The sequence below is a fragment of the Streptomyces sp. NRRL S-495 genome, assembly GCF_000966955.1.
GTDB classification, from domain to species: Bacteria; Actinomycetota; Actinomycetes; order Streptomycetales; family Streptomycetaceae; genus Kitasatospora; species Kitasatospora purpeofusca.
This window is the reverse complement of sequence record NZ_JZWY01000332.1, coordinates 1-20376: the sequence shown is the minus strand read 5'-3', so window position 1 is coordinate 20376 and position 20376 is coordinate 1. Positions and strand designations below refer to the sequence as shown.

18 protein-coding genes are annotated in these 20376 nt (G+C 71.9%); 8 read left to right on the top strand and 10 right to left on the bottom strand.

What is annotated here, in order from left to right:
• Positions 1–218: trypsin-like serine protease (locus VR45_RS18070; protein ID WP_045940813.1), on the top strand; the 218-nt coding region annotated here is incomplete at its 5' end.
• 54 nt (positions 219–272) lie between these two features.
• Here VR45_RS18070 and VR45_RS18065 read toward each other — a convergent pair.
• On the bottom strand, positions 273–1022 hold the full coding sequence (locus VR45_RS18065; protein WP_045940812.1) for a hypothetical protein: 750 nt from the start codon (positions 1020–1022) through the stop codon (positions 273–275).
• Positions 1023–1183: 161 nt separating this feature from the next.
• Between VR45_RS18065 and VR45_RS18060 the strand changes: the two genes are divergently transcribed.
• The 5 genes from VR45_RS18060 (at position 1184) to VR45_RS18040 (ending at position 6896) form a co-directional block, all read left to right on the top strand.
• Positions 1184–2497 (top strand): diaminopimelate decarboxylase, encoded by a 1314-nt coding sequence (locus tag VR45_RS18060; protein WP_045940817.1) that lies wholly within the window; start codon positions 1184–1186, stop codon positions 2495–2497.
• A 148-nt stretch (positions 2498–2645) separates the two neighbouring features.
• Entirely contained in the window at positions 2646–3401 is a 756-nt protein-coding gene (locus VR45_RS18055; protein ID WP_159400471.1) for a hypothetical protein, read from the top strand.
• A gap of 112 nt (positions 3402–3513) precedes the next feature.
• Complete coding sequence (locus tag VR45_RS18050) at positions 3514–4473, top strand: helix-turn-helix domain-containing protein (protein WP_045940810.1); 960 nt, start codon at positions 3514–3516, stop codon at positions 4471–4473.
• A gap of 201 nt (positions 4474–4674) precedes the next feature.
• Complete coding sequence (gene gap, locus VR45_RS18045) at positions 4675–5673, top strand: type I glyceraldehyde-3-phosphate dehydrogenase (RefSeq protein WP_045940809.1); 999 nt, start codon at positions 4675–4677, stop codon at positions 5671–5673.
• Positions 5674–5876: 203 nt separating this feature from the next.
• Entirely contained in the window at positions 5877–6896 is a 1020-nt protein-coding gene (locus VR45_RS18040; protein ID WP_045940808.1) for an LLM class flavin-dependent oxidoreductase, read from the top strand.
• A gap of 109 nt (positions 6897–7005) precedes the next feature.
• Here VR45_RS18040 and VR45_RS18035 read toward each other — a convergent pair whose 3' ends face one another.
• The 4 genes from VR45_RS18035 to VR45_RS18020 form a co-directional block, all read right to left on the bottom strand.
• A complete protein-coding gene (locus VR45_RS18035; RefSeq protein WP_234326023.1) occupies positions 7006–8352 on the bottom strand; it encodes an MFS transporter in 1347 nt (448 codons plus the stop codon).
• A 65-nt stretch (positions 8353–8417) separates the two neighbouring features.
• Positions 8418–9224: a glycerophosphodiester phosphodiesterase gene (locus tag VR45_RS18030; protein WP_045940806.1), complete on the bottom strand. Its 807-nt coding sequence runs from the start codon at positions 9222–9224 to the stop codon at positions 8418–8420.
• A gap of 320 nt (positions 9225–9544) precedes the next feature.
• Positions 9545–10768 carry a cytochrome P450 gene (locus tag VR45_RS18025; RefSeq protein WP_045940805.1) on the bottom strand — a complete coding sequence of 408 codons (1224 nt, stop codon included), beginning with the start codon at positions 10766–10768 and terminating at the stop codon, positions 9545–9547.
• Between the two features lie 83 nt (positions 10769–10851).
• Positions 10852–11070, bottom strand: coding sequence for a ferredoxin (locus VR45_RS18020; RefSeq protein WP_045940804.1), 219 nt, complete (start codon positions 11068–11070; stop codon positions 10852–10854).
• A 1428-nt stretch (positions 11071–12498) separates the two neighbouring features.
• On the opposite strand from VR45_RS18020, the gene VR45_RS44200 reads away from it, so the two are divergent.
• The gene (locus VR45_RS44200; protein ID WP_159394248.1) at positions 12499–13962 is read left to right on the top strand and encodes a Shedu anti-phage system protein SduA domain-containing protein; all 1464 of its coding nucleotides are present in this window, start codon (positions 12499–12501) and stop codon (positions 13960–13962) included.
• Between the two features lie 378 nt (positions 13963–14340).
• Here the strand turns inward: VR45_RS44200 and VR45_RS18000 are convergent, their stop codons facing one another.
• The 5 genes from VR45_RS18000 to VR45_RS17985 form a co-directional block, all read right to left on the bottom strand.
• Entirely contained in the window at positions 14341–14778 is a 438-nt protein-coding gene (locus VR45_RS18000) for a DUF6009 family protein (protein ID WP_045940801.1), read from the bottom strand.
• Positions 14750–14863: a DUF6009 family protein gene (locus VR45_RS50575; RefSeq protein WP_353612699.1), complete on the bottom strand. Its 114-nt coding sequence runs from the start codon at positions 14861–14863 to the stop codon at positions 14750–14752. The genes VR45_RS18000 and VR45_RS50575 overlap by 29 nt, the downstream gene beginning before the upstream one ends.
• Positions 14864–15127: 264 nt before the next feature.
• Positions 15128–16222: a UDP-N-acetylmuramate dehydrogenase gene (locus VR45_RS17995; RefSeq protein ID WP_052709180.1), complete on the bottom strand. Its 1095-nt coding sequence runs from the start codon at positions 16220–16222 to the stop codon at positions 15128–15130.
• Positions 16223–16230: 8 nt separating this feature from the next.
• Positions 16231–17274 (bottom strand): serine hydrolase domain-containing protein, encoded by a 1044-nt coding sequence (locus VR45_RS17990; protein WP_052709179.1) that lies wholly within the window; start codon positions 17272–17274, stop codon positions 16231–16233.
• Positions 17271–18260, bottom strand: coding sequence for a hypothetical protein (locus tag VR45_RS17985; RefSeq protein WP_045940800.1), 990 nt, complete (start codon positions 18258–18260; stop codon positions 17271–17273). Before VR45_RS17985 ends, VR45_RS17990 begins: the two co-directional genes overlap by 4 nt.
• A 246-nt stretch (positions 18261–18506) precedes the next feature.
• On the opposite strand from VR45_RS17985, the gene VR45_RS17980 reads away from it, so the two are divergent.
• Entirely contained in the window at positions 18507–19955 is a 1449-nt protein-coding gene (locus VR45_RS17980) for an amidase (RefSeq protein ID WP_045940799.1), read from the top strand.
• Positions 19956–20376 lie beyond the last annotated feature (421 nt).

The window sequence follows — 20376 nt, the reverse complement described above, 5'->3', positions numbered from 1 at the left end:
CCTGCCAGGGCGACAGCGGCGGCCCGCTCGTCCTCTCCGGCGTTCTCGTCGGCATCAGTTCCTGGGGCCGGGGCTGCGGTCAGGCCGGATATGCCGGCGTCTACACCCGGGTCGGCGCCCTGCGCTCCTGGATCGACGCCGAGCGCGCCGGCACGCGGCTCGCCGCGTCCCGCCCGGCCCCGGCCGGCGGTGCCCCGGCCCCCGGTACTGCCAGGTAGCGTCCGTCCGGTGTTCGCGCCCGCGGCGTCGGTCCCGGTCGGTCTCGGTCGGTCTCACATGTGGGCGCTGATCCGGCCGCCCGCGGTGAGCACGATGTACGAGCCGTTGGCGACGGCGCCGATGTCGTGCTGGTCGGCGTCCAGGGTGTCGTTCACGGCGTTGTCGAGGCCGAGGATCTGCGCCCGGTAGTGGAGTTCGCCGACCTTGGTGACCTTGGCCGTCCAGCCGCCGGCGAGCTTGAAGGTGCCCGGGCCCTGGTGGGCGCCGCCCGTCCAGGAGTGGACCGTGCCGTCGACGGAGAGCACCACGAACATGTCGTTGGCGTCCAGGCCGGCGTCGGCGTCCTTGGTCTCCAGGGTGGCCAGGACGGAGCCGCGGGCGACGATCCTGGCGGTGTAGTTCTGGTTCCCGGTGGGCTGGACCTCGGCGGTGCTGATGCCGTCCGCCAGGGGGAAGCTCTTGCCCGGGGACTTCGGCTTGGCCGTGGTGGCCGTCGTGGGTGCGGTCACCGTGGGCGTGGCGGTGGGCGTGGCGGTGGGCGTGCCCGTCGGTGTCGCGGTGGCGGGCTTGGCCGCGGTGGTCGTGGCGGCCGGTGTGCTCGGTGCGGTGGCGACCGGTGTCGTCGGCGCGGTCGCCGTGGGCACGACGGCGGCCGTCGTGGCAGCTGTCGTGGCGGCCGAGGTGGCGGACGCATCGGAGTCGGGGCCGCAGGCCGTCGCCACGGGCACGATCAGGGCGACCGTCAGGATCGCTCCCGCCAGCGTGCGGACAGTGGTCGGGCGGTGGGTGGCCTTGCGGGACATGGGGGGTCTCCTGAGCGGTGTGCTGGGTGGCCGTGCGGCGCCGTGCACGATCGAACGTAGTGCGAACAATCGACGGAATCGGGCCTTCCGTGTCACCGGACTGCAACGCCTGGGGCAGACTGGACGCCCGACCACCCGACGAGCCGGGGGAGTACCGGGTCATGACGTTTCCTCACCCTGTCGACGACCGGTTCGCCGACCGTCGTGAACGTGTGCTGCGGGAGGCCGTGCGGCACCGGCTGCTCGATCCCGAGGACGCGCTGCTCGCCGCCTTCGTGGACCTCGACGGCGTGGCGGCGAGTGTCGCCGAGCTGCGGGCGGCCTTCCCGGCCTCGCTCGACGTGCTGCACACCTTCGCCGCCAAGGCGAACTGCCTGGTCCCGCTGCTGGCCCGACTGCGCGAGCTGGGCATGGGCTGCGAGGTGGCCAGCCCCGGCGAGTTCGCCCAGGCATTGGCGGCGGGTTTCGCGCCGGACCGGATCGTCCTCGACTCGCCCGCCAAGACCCGGCGGGAGCTGACCGCGGCACTGGGGTCGGGGGTCGCCGTCAACATCGACAACTGGCAGGAGCTGGAACGCGCCGACGACATCCTGCGGGCGGGCGCCTCCGCCTCCCGGATCGGCGTCCGGGTCAATCCGCAGATCGGCGGCGGCACGATCGGGGCGATGAGCACCGCCACCGCGACCTCCAAGTTCGGGATCGGGCTGGCCGACGAGGGGAACGAGAAGCGGTTGCTGGAGGCGTTCCGCGAACGCCCCTGGCTGACCTGGGTCCATGTGCACGTCGGCTCCCAGGGCTGCCCGCTCGACCTCATGGCCGAGGGTGTCGCCCGGGCCGTCGCGTTCGCCGAGCGGGTGAACGGCGAACTGGGGCGCCGCCAGGTGGTGGGCATCGACCTCGGCGGCGGGCTGCCCGTCAACTTCGCCGACGACACCACCGCGCCCACCTTCGCCGGGTACGCCGAACTGCTGCGGGCCCGGGTGCCGGAGCTGTTCGGCGGCGGCTACCGGCTGGCCACCGAGTTCGGCCGCTCGCTGCTGGCGAAGAACGGGTTCACCGCCGCGTACGTCGAGTACACCAAGACCTCCGGCGGCCGGCGGATCGCCCTCACCCACGCCGGGGCCCAGGTCGCGACCCGCACGGTGTTCATGCCGGACGCCTGGCCGCTGCGGATCACCGCGCACCACCCCTCCGGCGCGCAGAAGGACGGCGCGCCGGTGCCGCAGGACGTCGCCGGGCCGTGCTGCTTCGCCGGGGACCTGGTCGCGGTCGGCCGCCCGCTGCCGCTGCTGGAGCCCGGCGACCTGGTCGCGCTGCTCGACACCGGCGCCTACTACGCGACGACCCACTTCCAGTACAACAGCCTGCCCGAGCCGGCGGTGCACGGCTTCACCGTGGACGCGGCGGGGGCGGTGCGGTTCGTGCCGCTGCGCCGGGCGCAGGGCATCGAGGAACTGCTCCGGCCGGTCGGCTGACGCCGCCGCCCCGTCAAGATCGTGACGGTGTGTCAGAACAGCAGGCCGGAAGGGGGTTCCCGGACGCTGGCGGGCGGGTATCACCTTGCCGCGGCCGCCGTCCCGGCCGCGGTGCAGACAGCCTCAGCATGTCGAAGGAGGCCTCGTCATGTCCGCTCACCCCCCTGCCGAATCCCGGACCCCCGAATCCCGGACTCCCGGAGCCAGGACCCCCGAAGCCAGGACCCTCGCGGATCCCGACCCCAGGGCCCAGGACGTCCGGACCGTGCGGCGCCTGCGCCTCGGCGTCGGTGTCCTCGGGTTCCTGCTGCCGATCGCCCTGCCGCTCGGCAACAGCCTCACCTCCGCCCGGATCGCGCTGCTCGACTCGATGAGCGCGTCCTACTACACCCATATGCGCAACGTCTTCGTCGGCGGTCTGTGCGCCGTCGGCGTCTTCCTCATCTGCTACCGCCACGACCGCCGGGAGGACCGGCTGAGCTCGGTGGCCGGGGTGCTGGCGATCGGGGTGGCCCTGTTCCCCACCGAGCCGCCGTCCGCCCTGGTGCCGCACCCCAGCGGTGTCCAGACCACCGTGGGAATGCTCCATCTGGCCTTCGCCGCCGGCCTGTTCGGGGTGCTCGGGTACTTCTGCCTGCGGCTGTTCGCGGACTCCCCGGCGGCCGGCCGCCGCCGTCCGGCGCGTGACTGGGTGTACCTGGTCTGCGGCTGGGTGATCGTGGCCGGCGTGCTGACGGTCGCCGTGGCCGGGGTGCTGCACCTGGCCCGGGACTGGCCGCTGACCCTGCCCTACCTCGGCGAGGCGGTGTCGGTGTTCGCCTTCGGCGTGGCCTGGCTGGTGAAGAGCGAGGCCGTCCCGGCTCTGCTGCCCCGCACCGCCCGTCCGGCTCCCGCCGCGCCCTGACCGGCCCGGCGCGGCAGGCCCCGGCTGATGGCAGGATGCTTGCGGTCGGTACTGTGCCGGCCGGGGCGTGCCGCGGCGCCCGGGTCGGCCGCGGGGGAGTGGAGGCGGCCCGATGGGCCGAGGGAAGCACCGGGTCGCCGTGCTCGTACTGGAGGGGGCGAAGCCGCTGGACGTGGGCATTCCCGCGCAGGTGTTCTCCAGCCGGCCGAGCATGCCCTACACGGTCCGGGTCTGCGGTCCGGCGCCGGGCCTGGTGGCCGGCGGCGACGGCCTGTCGTACCACGTGGCCGAGGGCCTGGAGGCGGTGGAGCACGCGGACACCGTGTTCGTCCCCGGCTACCGCGATCCGGCGACCACCGCGCCGCCGGCCGCTGTCGTCGAGGCACTGGTCGCCGCCCACGCCAGGGGCGCCCGGCTGGCGGCCATCTCGACCGGGGCCTTCGCCCTGGCCGCCACCGGGCTGCTCGACGGCAGACGGGCGACCACCCACTGGCACTACGCCAAGGTCCTGGCGGAACGCCATCCGCGGATCCGGGTCGACGAGAACGTGCTGTTCGTCGACGAGGGCGCGGTGCTCACCTCGGCCGGCGCGGCCTCCGGCATCGACCTGTGCCTGCACCTGGTGCGGCGCGACCACGGGGTGGGCCTGTCGAACCATGTCGCGCGGCGGCTGGTGGCCGCGCCCTACCGCAGCGGCGGCCAGGCCCAGTACGTGCCGCGCAGCGTGCCCGAGCCGCTCGGCGACCTCTTCGCCGGCACCCGGGAGTGGGCGCTGGCGCACCTGGCCGAGCCGCTCACGCTGGAGGGCCTGGCCCGGCACGCGCGGGTCTCGGCGCGGACCTTCTCGCGGCGGTTCGTGGAGGACACCGGCTACACGCCCATGCAGTGGGTGCTGCGGGCCCGGGTGGACCTCGCGCGGGAGCTGCTGGAGCGCACGGACCTGGGGGTGGAGCAGATCGCCGACCGGGTCGGGCTCGGCACCGGGGCGAACCTGCGGCTGCACTTCCACCGGGTCCTCGGCACCTCGCCCACCGAGTACCGGCACACCTTCGCGGCCCGCGCGGAGGGCTGAGCGGGTGCCCCGGGGAAGGTGGCGGGATCCTTGCGACCGTTGGCGCGGAGTCTGGCGGGATCCTTGCGGACCGTGTCGATCCAGCCCCTGTCCGGCCCGCGGCGGAGTCCGGATCATGGAGGTGTCAGCACACGACGGAACGCCCCGGGCCACCACCCCGGAGCACCCCGGCACCGCCCGGAACCGCAGAGGGAGCCCTCCATGACCCGCATCGCCATCAACGGGTTCGGCCGCATCGGCCGCAACAGCCTGCGCGCCCTGGTGGAGCGCGGCAGCGAGCTGGAGGTGGTCGCGGTCAACGACCTCGCCCCCATCGACTCGCTCGCCCACCTGCTCCGCTTCGACAGCGCGCTCGGCCGCTTCCGCCACCCGGTCGCCGTCGAGGGGGACGAGCTGGTCGTCGACGGCCGCCGGATCAAGGTGCTCGCCGAGCGCGACCCCGAGGCCCTGCCGTGGGCCGAGCTCGGCGTCGACCTCGTCCTGGAGGCCACCGGCCGGTTCACCTCGGCGGACGCCGCCCGCGCCCACCTGAAGGCCGGCGCCGCCCGGGTCCTGGTCAGCGCCCCGTCCGACGGCGCGGACGTCACCCTGGCCTACGGCGTGAACACCGCGGACTACGACCCGGCCGCGCACGTGATCGTGTCCAACGCCTCCTGCACCACCAACGCGCTCGCCCCGCTGGCCGCCGTGCTGGACGAGCTGGCCGGTATCGAGCACGGCTTCATGACTACGGTGCACGCCTACACCCAGGAGCAGAACCTCCAGGACGGGCCGCACCGCGACCTGCGCCGGGCCCGCGCCGCCGGCGTCAACATCGTGCCGACCACCACCGGCGCCGCCAAGGCGATCGGCCTGGTCCTGCCGCAGCTCGACGGCAAGCTCTCGGGCGACTCGATCCGGGTGCCGGTCCCGGTCGGCTCGATCGTCGAGCTGAACACCACGGTCGAGCGCGAGGTCACCCTCGACGAGGTGCTCGCCGCCTACCGCGCCGCCGCCGACGGCCCGCTCAAGGGCATCCTCGACTACGCGGACGAGCCGCTGGTCTCCGGCGACATCACCGGCGAGGCCGCGTCCTCGATCTTCGACGCCGCGCTCACCCGGGTCGACGGCCGGCACGTCAAGGTCGTCGCCTGGTACGACAACGAGTGGGGCTTCTCCAACCGGGTCATCGACACCCTGGAGCTGCTCGCCCGAGGCTGACCGGGCCTACCACCAGGGGCCGTTCCGGGACCACCCCGGGACGGCCCCCGGTGGTTCGAGAACGGCGGCGTGACAGGGATGTTGCGCCCGATGACGAATCCCCGGCGGCCCTTGAGCACCCCCGGCCGGTGTGTGACGGTGGACGGCACGCCGCCCGGCCGGTCACCGTCGGCGCCCGGGGGCGCCGAGGAAAGAGGACACCGGTGCCGTCGCACGCGAGGCCCCTGCGCAGGCTGGGATTCCTGACCATCGGACTGTTCGACCCCGCCGACCCGGCCCAGGGGCACGAGCAGACCCTGCGGCTCATCGAACTCGGCGAGCAACTGGGCTTCGACAGCGCCTGGGTGCGCCACCGCCACCTCCAGTACGGCATCTCCTCGCCGGTCGCGGTGCTCGCGGCCGCCACCCAGCGCACCCGCCGGATCGAACTGGGCACGGCGGTCGTCCCGGTCGGCTGGGAGAACCCGTTGCGCCTGGCCGAGGACCTCGCCACCACCGACCTGCTGTCCGGCGGCCGGCTCAACCCGGGCGTCAGCGTCGGCCGTCCCGGCCACTGGGACCGGGTGTCCGGCGCGCTGTACCCGGACACCGCCGAGACCGAGGACTTCGGCTACGAGCGGGTCCGCCGGCTGCTGGGCTTCCTGCGCGGCGAGCCCGCCACCGACTTCAGCGGCGTCGAGGGCATCGAGGTCTACTCCGACCGGGTCCAGCCGGTCTCGCCCGGCCTGGCCGACCGCCTCTGGTACGGCGGGGGGAGCCTGCGCTCCGCCCGCTGGGCCGGGGAGCAGGGGCTCTCGCTGCTCACCAGCAACGTGGTGCGGGCCGAGGAGTCGGAGGACTTCGCCGAGATCCAGCGCTCGCAGATCGCGGCCTTCCGCGCCCACCACCCGCTGGGCGCCGGGGCCCGGGTCTCCCAGGGGCTGGTGGTGATCCCCACCGACAGCGCCACCCCGGAGCAGCGGGCGCGCTACGAGGACTACGTCCGGGCCCGCACGCCGCGGACCGCCACCCCGCAGGGCCCGGCGCGCACCATGTTCGCCCGGGACCTGGTCGGCCCCTCCGCCGCGATCGCCGAGCAGTTGTCCGCCCACGCGGGCTTCCGCGAGGTGGACGAGGTGGTCTTCGCGCTCCCGTTCACCTTCGGCCACGAGGACTACGTCCAGATCCTCACCGACATCGCCGCCCATCTGGCCCCGGCCCTCGGCTGGAAGCCGACCGCCTGACCGGCCGCCACGCGGCGTGCGGCACAACGGGGTCAACGGAACGGGGCGGGGGCTGCAAGGGCCCCCGCCCCGTTCCGTGCGGTTCTGTACCGTTCGCTCCCGGGTGCGGTCAGAGACGCTCGGGCACCGGGTTGCCGACCGCCTCGATCGCGCGTCGGACGGGGACCTGCAGCAGTACCGCGAAGCCGATCACGAAGAACACCAGCAGCGAGATGATCGCCGAGCGGTAGCTGCCGGTGATCTGGTAGGCCAGGCCGAAGACCAGCGGGCCCATCCAACTGGTGCCCCGGTCGCTGACCTTGTAGACACTGAAGTACTCGGCCTCCCGGCCGGCCGGGATCATGTGCGAGAACAGCGAGCGGGACAGCGCCTGGCTGCCGCCGAGCACCAGGCCGATCATGCAGGCCAGGGCGTAGAACCAGGCGGGCTGGTGGGCCGGCATGAAGTAGCCGAGCGCGAGGGTCACCACCCAGCCGACCAGCGAGCCGAGGATGGTGCTCTTGGCGCCGAAGCGGTGCGCGATCCGGCCGAGCAGCAGCGCGCCGCCGATCGCCACTATCTGCACCAGCAGCACGGCGACGACCAGCGAGGTCTGGTCCATGCCCAGCTCCTCGCTGCCGTAGAGCGAGGCCTGCGAGACGACGGTCTGGATGCCGTCGTTGTAGCAGAGGAAGGCGCCCAGGTAGAGCAGCGTCAGCGGGTAGCGGCGCATGCCGCGCAGGGTGCGGCCGAGTTCGCGCAGGCTCCCGGCGGCCGGCTCGGCGTCCTTGCCGTCCCCGGCGCCCCCGTCACGCGCCGAAGGCACCCCGGGCCGCCCCGGGAGCACCCCGGCCCGCGAAGGCAGGCGGAGCAGCGGCACCAGGGTGAAGATCGCCCACCACAGCCCGGCCGAGGCCAGGCAGATCCGCACGGCGGTGCCGGAGGACAGCCCGAACGCGTCGTGGCCCTGGAACAGCGCCAGGTTCGCGATCAGCAGCAGGCCGCCGCCCGCGTAGCCGTAGGCCCAGCCCTTGGAGGACACCGCGTCCCGCTCGTCGGGCGAGGCCAGGCCGGGGAGGTAGGCGTAGGAGAGCGCGACCGACACCGCGTACGCGATGTTCGCGACCACCAGCAGGCCGCCGCCGAGCAGGTAGCGGTCGCCGCCGAGGAAGAACATGCCCATGGTCGCGGCCGAGCCGACGTACGCGGCGCCGCACATCAGCTCCTTGTGCCGCCCGGTGCGGTCCGCGACCGTCCCCAGCAGCAGCATCGCGCCGACCGACAGCAGCACCGAGAACGACACCGTGTACGGGAAGAACGAGCCCGCCCGGATCGACAGGCCCAACGGGTGCACATTGCCCTGGGCGTCGGCCGCCTCCTTGGCGATGGAGGTCAGGTACGGCCCGAGGAACACCGTGAGGACGGTGGCGGAGAAGGCCGCGTTGGCCCAGTCGTTGATGTACCAGCCGAACTGCATGCGGCGCAGCGCGCGGCCGTCGTCGGTGGCGGTCGCCGGATGCTCCGGCAGGTCGGTCGCGGTGCTCATGGGGCGGTTCCTATCACCGTGCTGGAGCCGTTGCCGCCGTGGGGCCAGCATCCGCGCTCGCGGAGGACATCGCGCAGGACGTCGATGCGATCGGCCATGATGCCATCCACACCCAGGTCGAGGAGAGCCCGGATCCGTGTGGCGTCGTCCACAGTCCAGACGTGAACCTGCAGGCCCAGGCGGTGCGCGGCCCGGACGAAGGCCCGGTCGACCACCCGGACGCCCTTGTGCCGCTCGGGCACCTGGGCGCAGGTCCCGGCCCACGGCGCCCCGCCGCCGCGCCCGAGCGGCCCGGCCAGCGAGCGCAGCCGCAGCCGCGCCACCTCGCGCGGGCCGAGCGAGGTGGCCAGCCGGGGTCCGGCGGCGGCCCGTACGGCGGCGAGCCGGGCGTCGGAGAAGCCGCCGACGCAGACCCGGTCCCAGGCGTCGGTCCGGCGCACCGCCTCGACCAGCGGGCCGACGGCGGGCGCCGCCTTGACGTCGATGTTGAAGCGGGCCTCGGGGAAGGCGTCGAGCAGGTCCTCCAGCAGCGGCACCGGCTCGGTGCCGCCGATCCTGGCCTCCCGCACGGTGCGCCACGGCAGCTCGGCCAGCACCCCGGTGCGGTCGGTGACCCGGTCGAGCCGGCTGTCGTGGAAGGCCACCAGGACGCCGTCGGCGGTGGCGTGGACGTCCGTCTCCAGGTACCGGTAGCCGAGTGCGACGGCGGCCTCGAACGCGGCCAGCGAGTTCTCCGGCCGTCCGAGGTCACCACCCCGGTGCGCGAAGGCGAGCGGCCCCGGATGGTCGAGGAAGGGGTGCATGACGTGCTCCGAGCTGCTGGAATCGGTCGCCGCCGGACCTGCCGGCCCCGCGCGCGTTACATTGTGACACTTGCTGTCAAGCTGTAACGGGGGTGGGGGCTCGGCGTCGTCGGGGCGGCTGTTTCCGGCACTTTGCAAAGCCGCACACTTTGCAAAGTCCCGCACTTTGCAAAGTGTGCGGGACTTTGCAAAGTGCGGGAACGGAGCCGCCCGCTGTCCCCGGTCGTCACGCCGGGGCAGCGGGCGGGTTGCACGCGGTTCGGGCCGGTACTGGAGAAGATCCGTGTCCCGCGGACGAAGAGTCCTCCGTCGGGCACCGCTCACCAGGTGACGGGCAGTGACCGCATCCCGTAGATGAACGACTCGGTACGGAACTCGCGCTCGCCGGCCGGCCGCAGCCCCGGCAGCCGGCGGAACAGCGTCTCCAGGGCGATCTGGAGTTCGGCGCGGGCCAGCGGCTGGCCCAGGCACTGGTGCACGCCGAAGCCGAACGCCACGTGCCGTCGGGCGTCCCGGTACAGGTCCAGCTCGTCCGTCGCCCGATGGCCGGCGCCGCCGAACACCGCCTCGTCCCGGTTGGCGGTGGAGAGCATCGCCATCACGCCCTCCCCGGCCCGGACGGTGACGCCGCCCAGCTCCACGTCCTCCAGCGCCACCCGGGGCAGGCCGGTGTGCACGATGGTCAGCAGCCGCAGCAGCTCGTCGACCGCGCCCGGCAGGGTGGCCGGGTCGGCCAGGCCGGGGATCTGCTCGGGGTGCTCCAGCAGCAGGGCGGTCGACAGCGCGATCATGTTCGCGGTCGTCTCGTGCCCGGCGACCAGCAGCAGCACGCCCATGGCGGCCGCGTCCTCCGGGGTCAGGTCGTCCCGCGCCGCGAGTCGGCTGAGGACGTCGTCCTCCGGCTGTGCGCGCTTGCGGGCCGTCAGGTCGCGCAGGTACTCCAGGACCCCCTCCTGGGCCTCCCGGAGCTCCTCCACCGTGCTCTCCCGGCTGAGCATCGTGCGGCTCAGGCTCTGGAAGCGGTCGTGGTCCTCGTACGGCACGCCGAGCAGCAGGCAGATCACCAGCGAGGGCACCGGCAGCGCGAAGTCGGTGACCAGGTCGGCCGCGGTCCGGCCCGCGGTCATCCGGTCCAGTGCCTCGTCCACGATCCGCTGGATCTCCGGGCGCAGCGACTCCACCCGCTTGACCAGGAACTCCCCGGTGAGCATGCGGCGCTGGCGGGCGTGCTCGGGGTCGTCGAGCCGCAGGAAGTCCGGATTGTCGGTGATCAGCTCGCGAGCGCCGGCGACCAGCAGCGGGAAGGACGGGTGGCGGATGTCGGCACTGAACCGGCGGTCGGACAGCACGGTGCGGACCTCGGCGAAGCCGGTGACCAGCCAGCAGAGGTCGCCGTCGGGCAGCTTCGCCCTGGTCACCGGCCCGATGGCGGCGGCCTCGGGGTATGCGGGCGGCGGGCCGAACGGGCAGCCGCCGGAGTGCGGGGCCGGCAGCGGGAGGACGGGGGTGGTGGGTGCGGTGGGTGCGGTGGGTGCGGTGGTCAAGGCGGGGGTCTCCTCACGTCGCGGGTGTTCTCGTCGGGTTCGGGGGCAGGGAGGCTCCCGGCGGGGCCGGCGGCGGGGGTCCGTCAGGCCCCGATCCGCTCGGGCCCGTCCCCGGTGACGGTGATCGCCCGGCCCGGGCAGAGCTCGGCGGCGAGTCTGACGTCGTCGAACTGCTCGGGCAGCACCACGGTCTGACGGAGCATCACCAGACTGTCCCGGTCGTCCTGGTCGAAGACCGCGGGGGCGTTCGTCACGCACATGCCGGAGCTGCAGCAGCGGTCCCGGTCGACGCTCACCTGCATGTGTCGGACACCTTTCGCCAGGGCGGCGCCGACTGCCCGGCGGCCGCCTCTCGTTGTCACGGTCAACCTAGCCATCACTCGTCCGTTCACGGAGGGGTACGGTGGCCGGATCGAGAATGGCTGATTCGGCCCCTGTGCGTGAACCCCCAGTGCGGCGCAGTGCGTTTCAGCCCGCGGTACTTCGCCGGACGGGTCGGCGGACCCGGCCGCACGGACGGCCCCACAGGCCTTCGGCGGTGGCCAACTCCCTTGCGGAGGCCACCGTGTCGGCCCCGGCGGTGCTCTGTTCCGGCCGGTAGCGCACCACCCGGGCGAGAGTCGCAGGTTCGGCCCGGCGGGGTAGCGGGGGGCAGTGCTGGAGGCCGTCGAAGGCGACCTCGACGACGAGTTCCGGTCGGAGCGGCACCGTCCGGGCGTCCCACCCGGTCTCCCGGGCGAGCAACTCGGCAGTCTGCCGGGCGAGTCCGGTCGGCCGGCCCCTTGAAGGACTTGCCGAGCATCACCCACGGACCGAGCCCCGGCTCGCCGGCCGCCCGGGCGGCCGGCGAGGCCCTCGGACGGTCCCGAGGCGGTCGCACCCAAGATCCACTTGAGCGCGGAGGGCCGCTGTCGGGCGTTGTCCCCGGTCATCACGCCGGGACAAGGTGCCGACTCGACGATGTCGCCGAGCAGGTGCGGGACGGCTCGTCCGGCAGATGGCCAAGGCCACGGATGCCGGCAACCAGGATGCTCCGAACCGGGGCGTTGCGACTGCGGATGAGACTGTGAACGACGAAGGCCCGGACCGCGTGCTGCGGTCCGGGCCTTCTGTCGGCGGAGGACACGGGATTCGAACTCGTGAGGGGTTGCCCCCACACGCTTTCCAGTTCTCCCGAACGGCGTCCGCCGGGGTCCGCACCCGTTCTGACCTGCACCGGAGCGAACCTCTGGGCAGCGGCCGAACGCGGCTGGACGGGGGTGAACGAGACCAGCACTGAGACCAGCTCACTGCTGCTCCGGCGGCGTACGAGCGTCTGGACGGCCACAGGCGCTTCGCGGATTGGGTTTGCTTGAGGAAGCTGAGTTGGTGTCAGTCGCGCGCGCGATGATGGTGTCGGGGTCGATAGCCCTCCGATCGCACGGAGAGGAGATTCGGTGAAGCGATGGCTGCTGCTGGCACAGGAGAGGGGAACGGCGTCCAGCTCGTCTCCCAGGATTGAGGAGTGGGAGAACGGGCACTTCGCGGTCGCGGACGTGTCTGCCCATGTGGGTGACTCTGTCCTGTTGTGGCGTCGCGGGCGTGGTGGTGGGGCCGTCGCGCTCGGGAGGATTGTCGAGACGGCTGTCCTTGGGCCGTCTACGTCTCTCCGGTCGATGCTTCTGGGCCAGCAGGACGGTGATGAGGCTGCGCAGGTTGATGGGGTTCGTCCGACTCGGTGCAGGGTACGCGTGGACTTCGACAGGCCGTTTCTGGCCTCACCGCTCTCGGCTGGCTCGTGGGATGTTCCCAAGCTGGGACAGATCGTTCGGGCGGCGGGCCGTGACCTGACGGCGATCTCCCTGTCGGACGCACAATGGGAGGCGCTGACTCGCTGGATCGAGCGTCCGAAGCCGCCGGCTGACTGGCTTTCGGCGTGGAACATCCCCCCTGGGTCTGTGGTCAGCCGTACACAACTGCATGATGTTTACGGTGGGAACTCGCGGGTCACAGCCGGTCCCAGCGCGAAGACGCGGAACGTATTTCTCTTCCTGAACCGAGCGCCCGCCGTCGTGGAGTTGACTTCACGGCTGAGCGGGGACGTGCTGCTCGCGCCGGGCCAGGTTCAACTTGGTGATCGTCTCGCTATGGAGAATCTCGGGGTGCTGAGCCATCTCCGACGCGGACTGCCGTTGCGCGTCTTCGAGGTGCGACATGGCGAGTGCTTGTACGTCGGTGAGTTTGCCATCGTCGAGGACCTCCCGGTTGCCCGATGGATCGAGACTGGCGAGCCGAAAGTCAGAAACTTTGGCGACATGGAATTTGTCCAGATCCGGCAGGCGCCCGTTTTTCGGCTGCGCCAACTGACGGGCGATCGACCGTTCGCCGGCGGATCGGATTCCTTCGAAGGTGCTCCCCGGATCAGTCTGAGTCTTCGGTTGGCTAGCACTGATGACGAGTGCAATATAGCTCCTGAGGGAAGCGACCATGATTCGCCAGTCATGGCGGCCGCCACGGAGGCAGTCCGTGGGTCTGGCAGCAGTACAGGAGCTGACACCATCCGAAGGCTGCTGAGTCTGCTGGAGCACGACCATGAAGCCGCCCGGGCTATTGGTGAGATCGACGAAGCCCAGGCGTTCGCGACTCTTGTGCAGCATGCAAGGAGGCGCAACGATCTCGCTGAGTTGCGTGCCGTGGCAGAGAACCCAGATAGCGCGGAGAGCGATCTCCAGAAATGTCTGCAGCGCATGACCTGGGTCTTCGGCGCGGATTTCCTCTCCGGCTCCGCGCGGCGGGACCTAACGGCGCAGGATCAGCTTGATCTGTCCCTGATCAGGCCGGATGGGTCTCTGCACGGCGTAGAGATCAAGAAAGCCAAGATCGGTAGCCTCATCAAGAAGCATCGGAACCACCTCACTGTCGGCGCCGACATTAACGATGCGATGGGTCAGGCGCTGAACTACCTGCGCAGCCTTGACGAGCATCGGCATCAGATCTTGGCCGACTTCAACATCGACTGCCGCCGCGCCACGATGACCGTTGTAATCGGGCACGCGTCGTTCGTTACAGGAAAGGTCACTGCCGAGCAGGTCGCTGAGACGATCAGGACCTACAACAGCAACATGACCCGGATCACGGTCGTCACCTATGACCAGCTCATCGAAGCTGCGCAGCGCAGTCTCGATCTCGCGGAGCCGTCTGCTGCTGATCGGTAGGACGTGCCGCAGGATCGGGCGCGGTTGGCGACGTCCGGGCGGTGTGCCGTTGGCTTAAGGCGGCGCCGCGTGGCGCTTCGAGGGCTGCGTGCACTTGAGCGCAAACCCGTGGAGAACGAGGTAGGGCCCGACCGCAGAATGGTCGGGTCCTACACTCGCCCTGGCGGGCGTAGACGGAGGATCCGAGATTCGAACGCGTGAGGCGTTGCCCCCAACACGCTTCCAATTCTTCCGGACGCCGTCCGCCGGGGTTCGCACCCGTTCTGACTCGTGGCGGAGCGGGCCGCCGGGCAGCGGCTGGACCCGGCCGGACGGGGATGAACGAGGCTAAAACTGAGACCAGGCGACTGGCTGTGGCAGCCCATGGCGGCCGAGGGCCTACTTCGGGAAGTTGCCAGCGAGCCACCCATCCACTACTGAGAGTGCAAGGGCCTCCTGGAGCGAGGGGGCCATTTTGATGATCTTGGTGAGGAGCTCGCGCGCCTGGTCGGGCGGGAGTAGCTCCGAGAGCATATGGCTGCCGTCGCCGAGCTGACTCCCGCTTGCGCAGTCGATGTAGATGTCGACGAGACCTCGCCTGGTCGGCGCCACCCAGATGAACGCAGTGCCGCTCGCCAGCGACTCGCTGACCTTGATCAAGTTCTGTTGAGGTCCGGACGTGGAGGTGTTGGCCGATCGCGTGCTGGCGGTTGGCAGCGCTCCCCCCCAAGCGCGCTCGGTGAGTTCGCCCCACACTCGGGCGGCGATGGTGCGGGGATCTACGCCTTCGGATGGGGCGCAGTCCTTGTCACGCATCTGGCTGCTCTGAGCGGTCATGCTCCTTGATCCAGAAGACGCGGCGGGCGAACCGAAAGGGCGCTTCGCCTGCCGGAGCGTCCGGCTTGAGTGCCGAGTACCTCACCCGCCGGCCATGCCCGTTCCAACGGACAGGGCCGCGACGGGGACGGTCCGGAGGCGCCGCTCCGCTTTCAGGAATCAATGATCGACATTGACGTGGTCAGCCAGAAAGCCGCGGATGCAGCGAGTGATCGACGTCGGAACATTGCGTTCGTACCCACGTTCCTATCTCTACTGGTCGCGCTCTTCTCGATCTCGCAACTCATCGCGGGACGGATCTGAGTAGCTGTCGACCTTGTTCATCATCCGGGACAGTCAACGTCAGCAGTCACATATGGCATGGCGGTTCGCCGAGGTGTAGGTGATGAACCAGGCATCTGCTCAGCAGGCCCAGGTCGAGCCAGTCCCCCGATACTTCGGGCTGCAGCGCGATCCCGGTCGCGATCTCGACCTGGGCCGAGAGCTCGGTGAGGGCCTGGGCGAAGCCCGTTGGGGTCGCTCCGTTGTGGGCGGTGAGGGTGAGGGTGCGGCGTTCCGAGCATCGGACGCCCTCGGTGATCTTCTGGCCGGGTCGGTAGCCGACGTGTTCGAGGAGCCATCCGGCGCTGGCCCGCAGCCGGCCGTCGCTGTCGGTGTGGACGGGGCAGCCCGCCGCTGACCAGCGGGCGGCCTGGGTGGCGGTGACGAGCGGGTTGAGGAACACGGAGCCGGCTTGGCGTGCGTCGGGGCCGTGGGGGTCGAGGAGGAGGCCGCGGCGGTGCCGGTTGGCGAGGACGGCCGCGGTGACCTCGCTGACCGGCGGCCTGGCCCCGGGCTGGACGCCGAGTTCCTCGGCGAGCGGCTGGTAGGAGATGGGCGCGGCCGCGGAGCGGGTCAGGCGGAAGGCGACGGTGAGGATGGTCCAGCGGCCTGGGTCGTGTTTGAAGCGGCTGTCGCGGTGGCGGAGTCGGCACGCCTGGGCGGGCAGGGTCCGCAGCCGGCCCATGTCCCAGTCCCAGGCGGTCAGGTGGTCCAGGGTGTCGCCGACCTGCTGGCCGTAGGCGCCGGCGTTCTGGACGGGGGCGGCGCCGACGGTGCCAGGTATTCCGGCCAGGCACTCGATCCCGGACAGGTGTTCGGCAGCGGCCCAGGCGGTGAGGTCGATGAGCGGGTGGCCGGCCAGCACGGTCACCAGGACCGTGTTGTCGTCCTGCCGCTTCGCGGTGATGCCCCGGGTGTTCATAACGGCGACGGTGCCCGTGTGACCGGTGTCGGACGCGATGATGTTGCTCCCGTGGCCCAGGGTGAGGGGGCTGTACTCCTCCCGGCGGCCGACGGTGTGCACCAGCTCCTGCCAGTCGTCGGGGTCGGAGACGTACAGCGGTTCGCCGACCGGGCCGCCGAGCCGCAGGGTGGTGAGGGAAGCGAGCGTGAGGTGGGGCACGGGGCCTCCTACGGTTCGTCGGTGATCGCTTTCAGGGCGAGGGCTCGCAGCGGGGCCAGGCGGGTGCGGTTGTCCTGGTGGTGGTAGACGGCGTTGGTGCAGATGGCCAGGTAGCGCCCGGTGTGCGGGGCGAGGTAGAGGCTCGTGCCGGTGAAGCCGTGGTGGTAGGCCACCCGGCCGTCGTCGGCGAGGATCCACGCCAGGCCCCGGTCGAGACCGGGCTCGATCCCGGCGAGCGGCTGGAGGCTGTTGGCCAGCCAGCGGCCCAGGTCCCCTCCGTTCGCATGCGAGGACAGCAGGGCGGTGGCGAAGGCGGCGAGGTCGGCCGGGGTGGTGAACACCCCGGCGTGGCCGGCGACGCCGCCGAGCAGGGCGGCGTTGTCGTCGTGCGGCATCCCCCACAGCCGGGGAGCGCCGGGCAGCCGCTGCTCGGTCGGTGCGACCCGCGCGGAGCGGGTGAGGGGACCGTAGGCGGTGGCGGTCATTCCGAGGCTCTGCCACAGGTCGGCCGCCAGCTCGTCCAGGCGGTGGCCCCGGGTGTGGGCGAGGACCAGGCCGAGGAGGATGAAACCGCGGTTGATGTAGCGGTGGCCGGCTCCGGGCTCGGCGATCAGGTCTTCGCCGCAGATCAGTTCGGCCAGCGGCTCGGTGCGGCCCCGGTACCGGTCGAGGCGGGTGTCGGCGCGCAGGCCGGAGGTGTGGGAGAGGATCTGGCGGGCCGTGACCCGGCCGCCGGGTGCCTCGGCCGGGACGTCGGGCAGCAGCTCGCGGACCGGGGTGTCCAGGGTGAAGGACTCGTTGAGGGAGGTGCCGACCAGCGGCCAGGTGGCGAGCACCTTCGTCAGCGACGCCACGTCGTACACGGTGTCCGGCCCCGGCCGGGCATCGCCGCACTCGGGGGCGACGATGCCGGAGGCCAGGAATCCGGGCTCGGCGTCGAAGGTGCCGTGGGCGATGACGCCACCGGGGACAGGGCCGTCGGCGGTCATCAGTTCCAGGCACTCGCTCAGGTCGGCGAGTGCGTTCGGGCTCCACGGCACGGTGAGGGTCACGACTGCTCCTGGTTGATCGTCAGGGTGGCACCGAGCGCGGCCAACTTCGGCAGCAGGCTGCCGTATCCGCGCCGCAGGTGGTACATCCCTCGGATCGTAGAGGTGCCCTCGGCCGCCAGGGCGGCGAGCACGAGGGCGGTTGCCGCTCGGATGTCCTCGCCGGCCACGTCGGCGGCGCCGAGCGGGGACCGGCCCCGGACGGTGATCACGGAGCCGCTCGCGTTGACGGTGGCGCTGAACGCGGTGAGGGCGGGCAGGTGGGTGTCGCGCCGGGTGTAGATCCACTCCTCGATCCGGGAGGCGCCCTCGGCCTGGGTGAGGAAGGCGGTCAGCTGGGGCTGGACGTCGGTCGGGAAGCCGGGGTGCGGGCCGGTGGCCGTCTGCACCGCCCACGGCCCGGCCGGGGTGCTGACGGTGGTCCCGCCGTCCACCGGGTCGAGTCGGATGCCGGCGTCGGCGAACACCGACACCAGGCCGTCCGGGAGGGCGGCGGCGGGGAAGCCGTCCAGGTGCACGGTGCCGCCGGTGATGGCGGCGGCCAGGGCCAGCGTCGCGGCCTCCAGCCGGTCCGGAGGAACGGTGAACACCCCGCCCTGGACGCGGTCGGTGCCGGTGACGTTCAGGGCGTTCCTGCCCCGCCACTCGATGCCGACGCCGGCCTGCGAGAGCAGGGCGGCGGTGTGGGTGACCTCGGGTTCGACGCTGGGGTTGAGGATCGCCGAGGTGCCGGGGGTGCGGGCGGCCAGGAGCATCGCGGTGACCGTCGCCCCGAGGCTCGGGCCCCAGGCTCGGGTCTCGGCGTCGGTGACGAACGGCAGCCGCTTGCCGGTGAAGCGGGCCCGTACCCGGCCCCGGTCCACCTCCACCTCGGCCCCGGCAGCTGCCATCGCGGCCAGGTGCCGGTCGATGTACCGCGCGCAGAAGGCGTTGCCGCCGGGCAGCGGGAAGGTGACCTTCCCGGCGCGGGCCAGCAGGGCGCCGGCCATCCGGCCATGCACCGGCTGACCGACGCGCCCCCTCTCGTGACCCTTTCTCATGACCGTTTCCCGAGCCCGTCGGCCTCCGGTCGTTGCTCGGGCGCCGGACGAATCCGCTGTCGAAAGTGAGAAAGGCCACACCCCGACATGGTCCCCTGCGTCCGCTAGGGTCGGCTTAGACCCGCCCTGAACTGGGATTTTGCGTCGGCCGCAGCGATGTGACCGCCGCGGGTCTGGCCTCCCCTGGAGAATTGCATGACCGATCTGGCATTCCGCTCCGCAGGTCAGCTCGCTGCCGCGGTCGCGGCGAAGGAGGTGTCGAGCGTCGAGCTGCTCGACCACTTCCTCGCCCGGGTGGAGCGGCTCGATCCGAAGGTGAACGCCGTCGTCGCCCGGGACGAGGAGGGTGCGAGGGCCGCGGCGCTGGCGGCCGACCGCGCGGTATCCCGCGGCGAGCCGCTCGGCCGCCTGCACGGCGTCCCAGTGACGATCAAGGACAGTCTCGAGGTTGCGGGCATGCGGACCACCGGAGGGTCGACCCGCTGGGGACATCACGTCTCGACGAGCGACGCCGAGTCGGTCGCACGGCTCAAGGGCGCGGGAGCGGTCGTCTTCGGCAAGTCCAACATGCCGCCCGACGCCCGGGACTGGCAGACCTACAACGAGGTCTACGGGACCACCAACAATCCGTGGGACCCGACCCGCGGACCCGGCGGTTCGTCCGGCGGGTCCGCCGCGGCACTCGCCGCAGGGCTGACGGGCCTGGAGCTCGGCGGCGACACGGCGGGCTCGATCAGGGTGCCCGCCCACTTCTGCGGCGTCTACGGGCTGCGCCCCTCCTTCGGGATCGTGCCGAGGTACGGGAGCGTCTCGGGACATGCTCCCGGGACGCTGGCGGACTTCGACATGGCGGTACTCGGCCCGCTCGGCCGGCACGCCGACGACCTCGACCTGGGCCTGGACGTCCTCGCAGGGGCGGACCACGACCGCGCCCCGGGATGGCGGCTGGAGCTGCCCCCCGCCAGGTCGAGCGCCCTGCGGGACTTCCGGGTCGCGGCATGGCTCGACGACCCGTTCTGCCCCGTCGACAGCGAGCTGACCGCGATCATGCAGGCCACGCTGGAGGCGGTGCGGGCCGAGGGCGCTGTCGTGGTCGAGGGCGAGGGGCCGGTCGGGCTCGAAGAGACGATGGCCCTCTACCAACCGTTGCTGATGGCACAGAGCGGGCTGGTCGAGCCGGACGAGTCGTTTGCCGGGCTCGTGGAGGCCGCCATGGCGGAAGGGGCCGGCGGCGGGTTCGCGTCGGACCTGACGCTCCGCTTCCGTGACTGGCACGACCTCGACGAACGCCGGCAGCACTCCCGCCGCCGCTGGGCCGAGTTCTTCCGCGACGTCGACGTGCTGATCTGCCCGGTGAGCCCCACAGCCGCCTTCCCCCACGACCACCGACCCGACCCCGGCTGGTCGGTCCGAACTCTGCGGGTCAACGGCGCCGACCGGCCGTATCGCGAGATGCTCACGTGGATGGCACCGTCGTCGCTCAACCATCTGCCTGCGGCGGTGGCACCTGTCGGGGCGACCCGGGACGGGCTTCCCGTCGGCATCCAGGTCATCGCGCCCTACCTGCACGACCGCACCGCGATCCGGTTCGTGCAGTGCCTCGCGGAGGTGATCGGCGGGTTCCGCCGTCCGCCGGGATTCTGAGAGCCGCCACCGGGCTCGTGCCGGTGCCCGCTCGACTGGCTGACGTCACCGGGCGGCCACGGCGACCGTGACGCCTGCAAGCCAGCCCGGCCACGATCTGGCGAGCACTGCGGCCGGAGCGTTCGCACCATGCCTCGGCCCGGACCGGGACGCCGGAGCCGGGGTCGTGGAACGACGAAAGCCCGGACCGCTGAGCGGTCCGGGCCTTCTGCCGGCGGAGGATACGAGATTCGAACTCGTGAGGGGCTGCCCCGAACAGGCTTTCCAAGCGTGCGGCTTTGCAAAGTGCAGAATCCGGCCGCCCGTGGTTCGGGCCAGTAGGGCTGGCAGGGTAGGTCGGACCGGTGAGGCAGGTCGGGCCGGGGCAGGTCGAGGCGCCCGCCGTGCGGCGCGCCTCGGGGGTGGGGCGTGATGGCGGGGG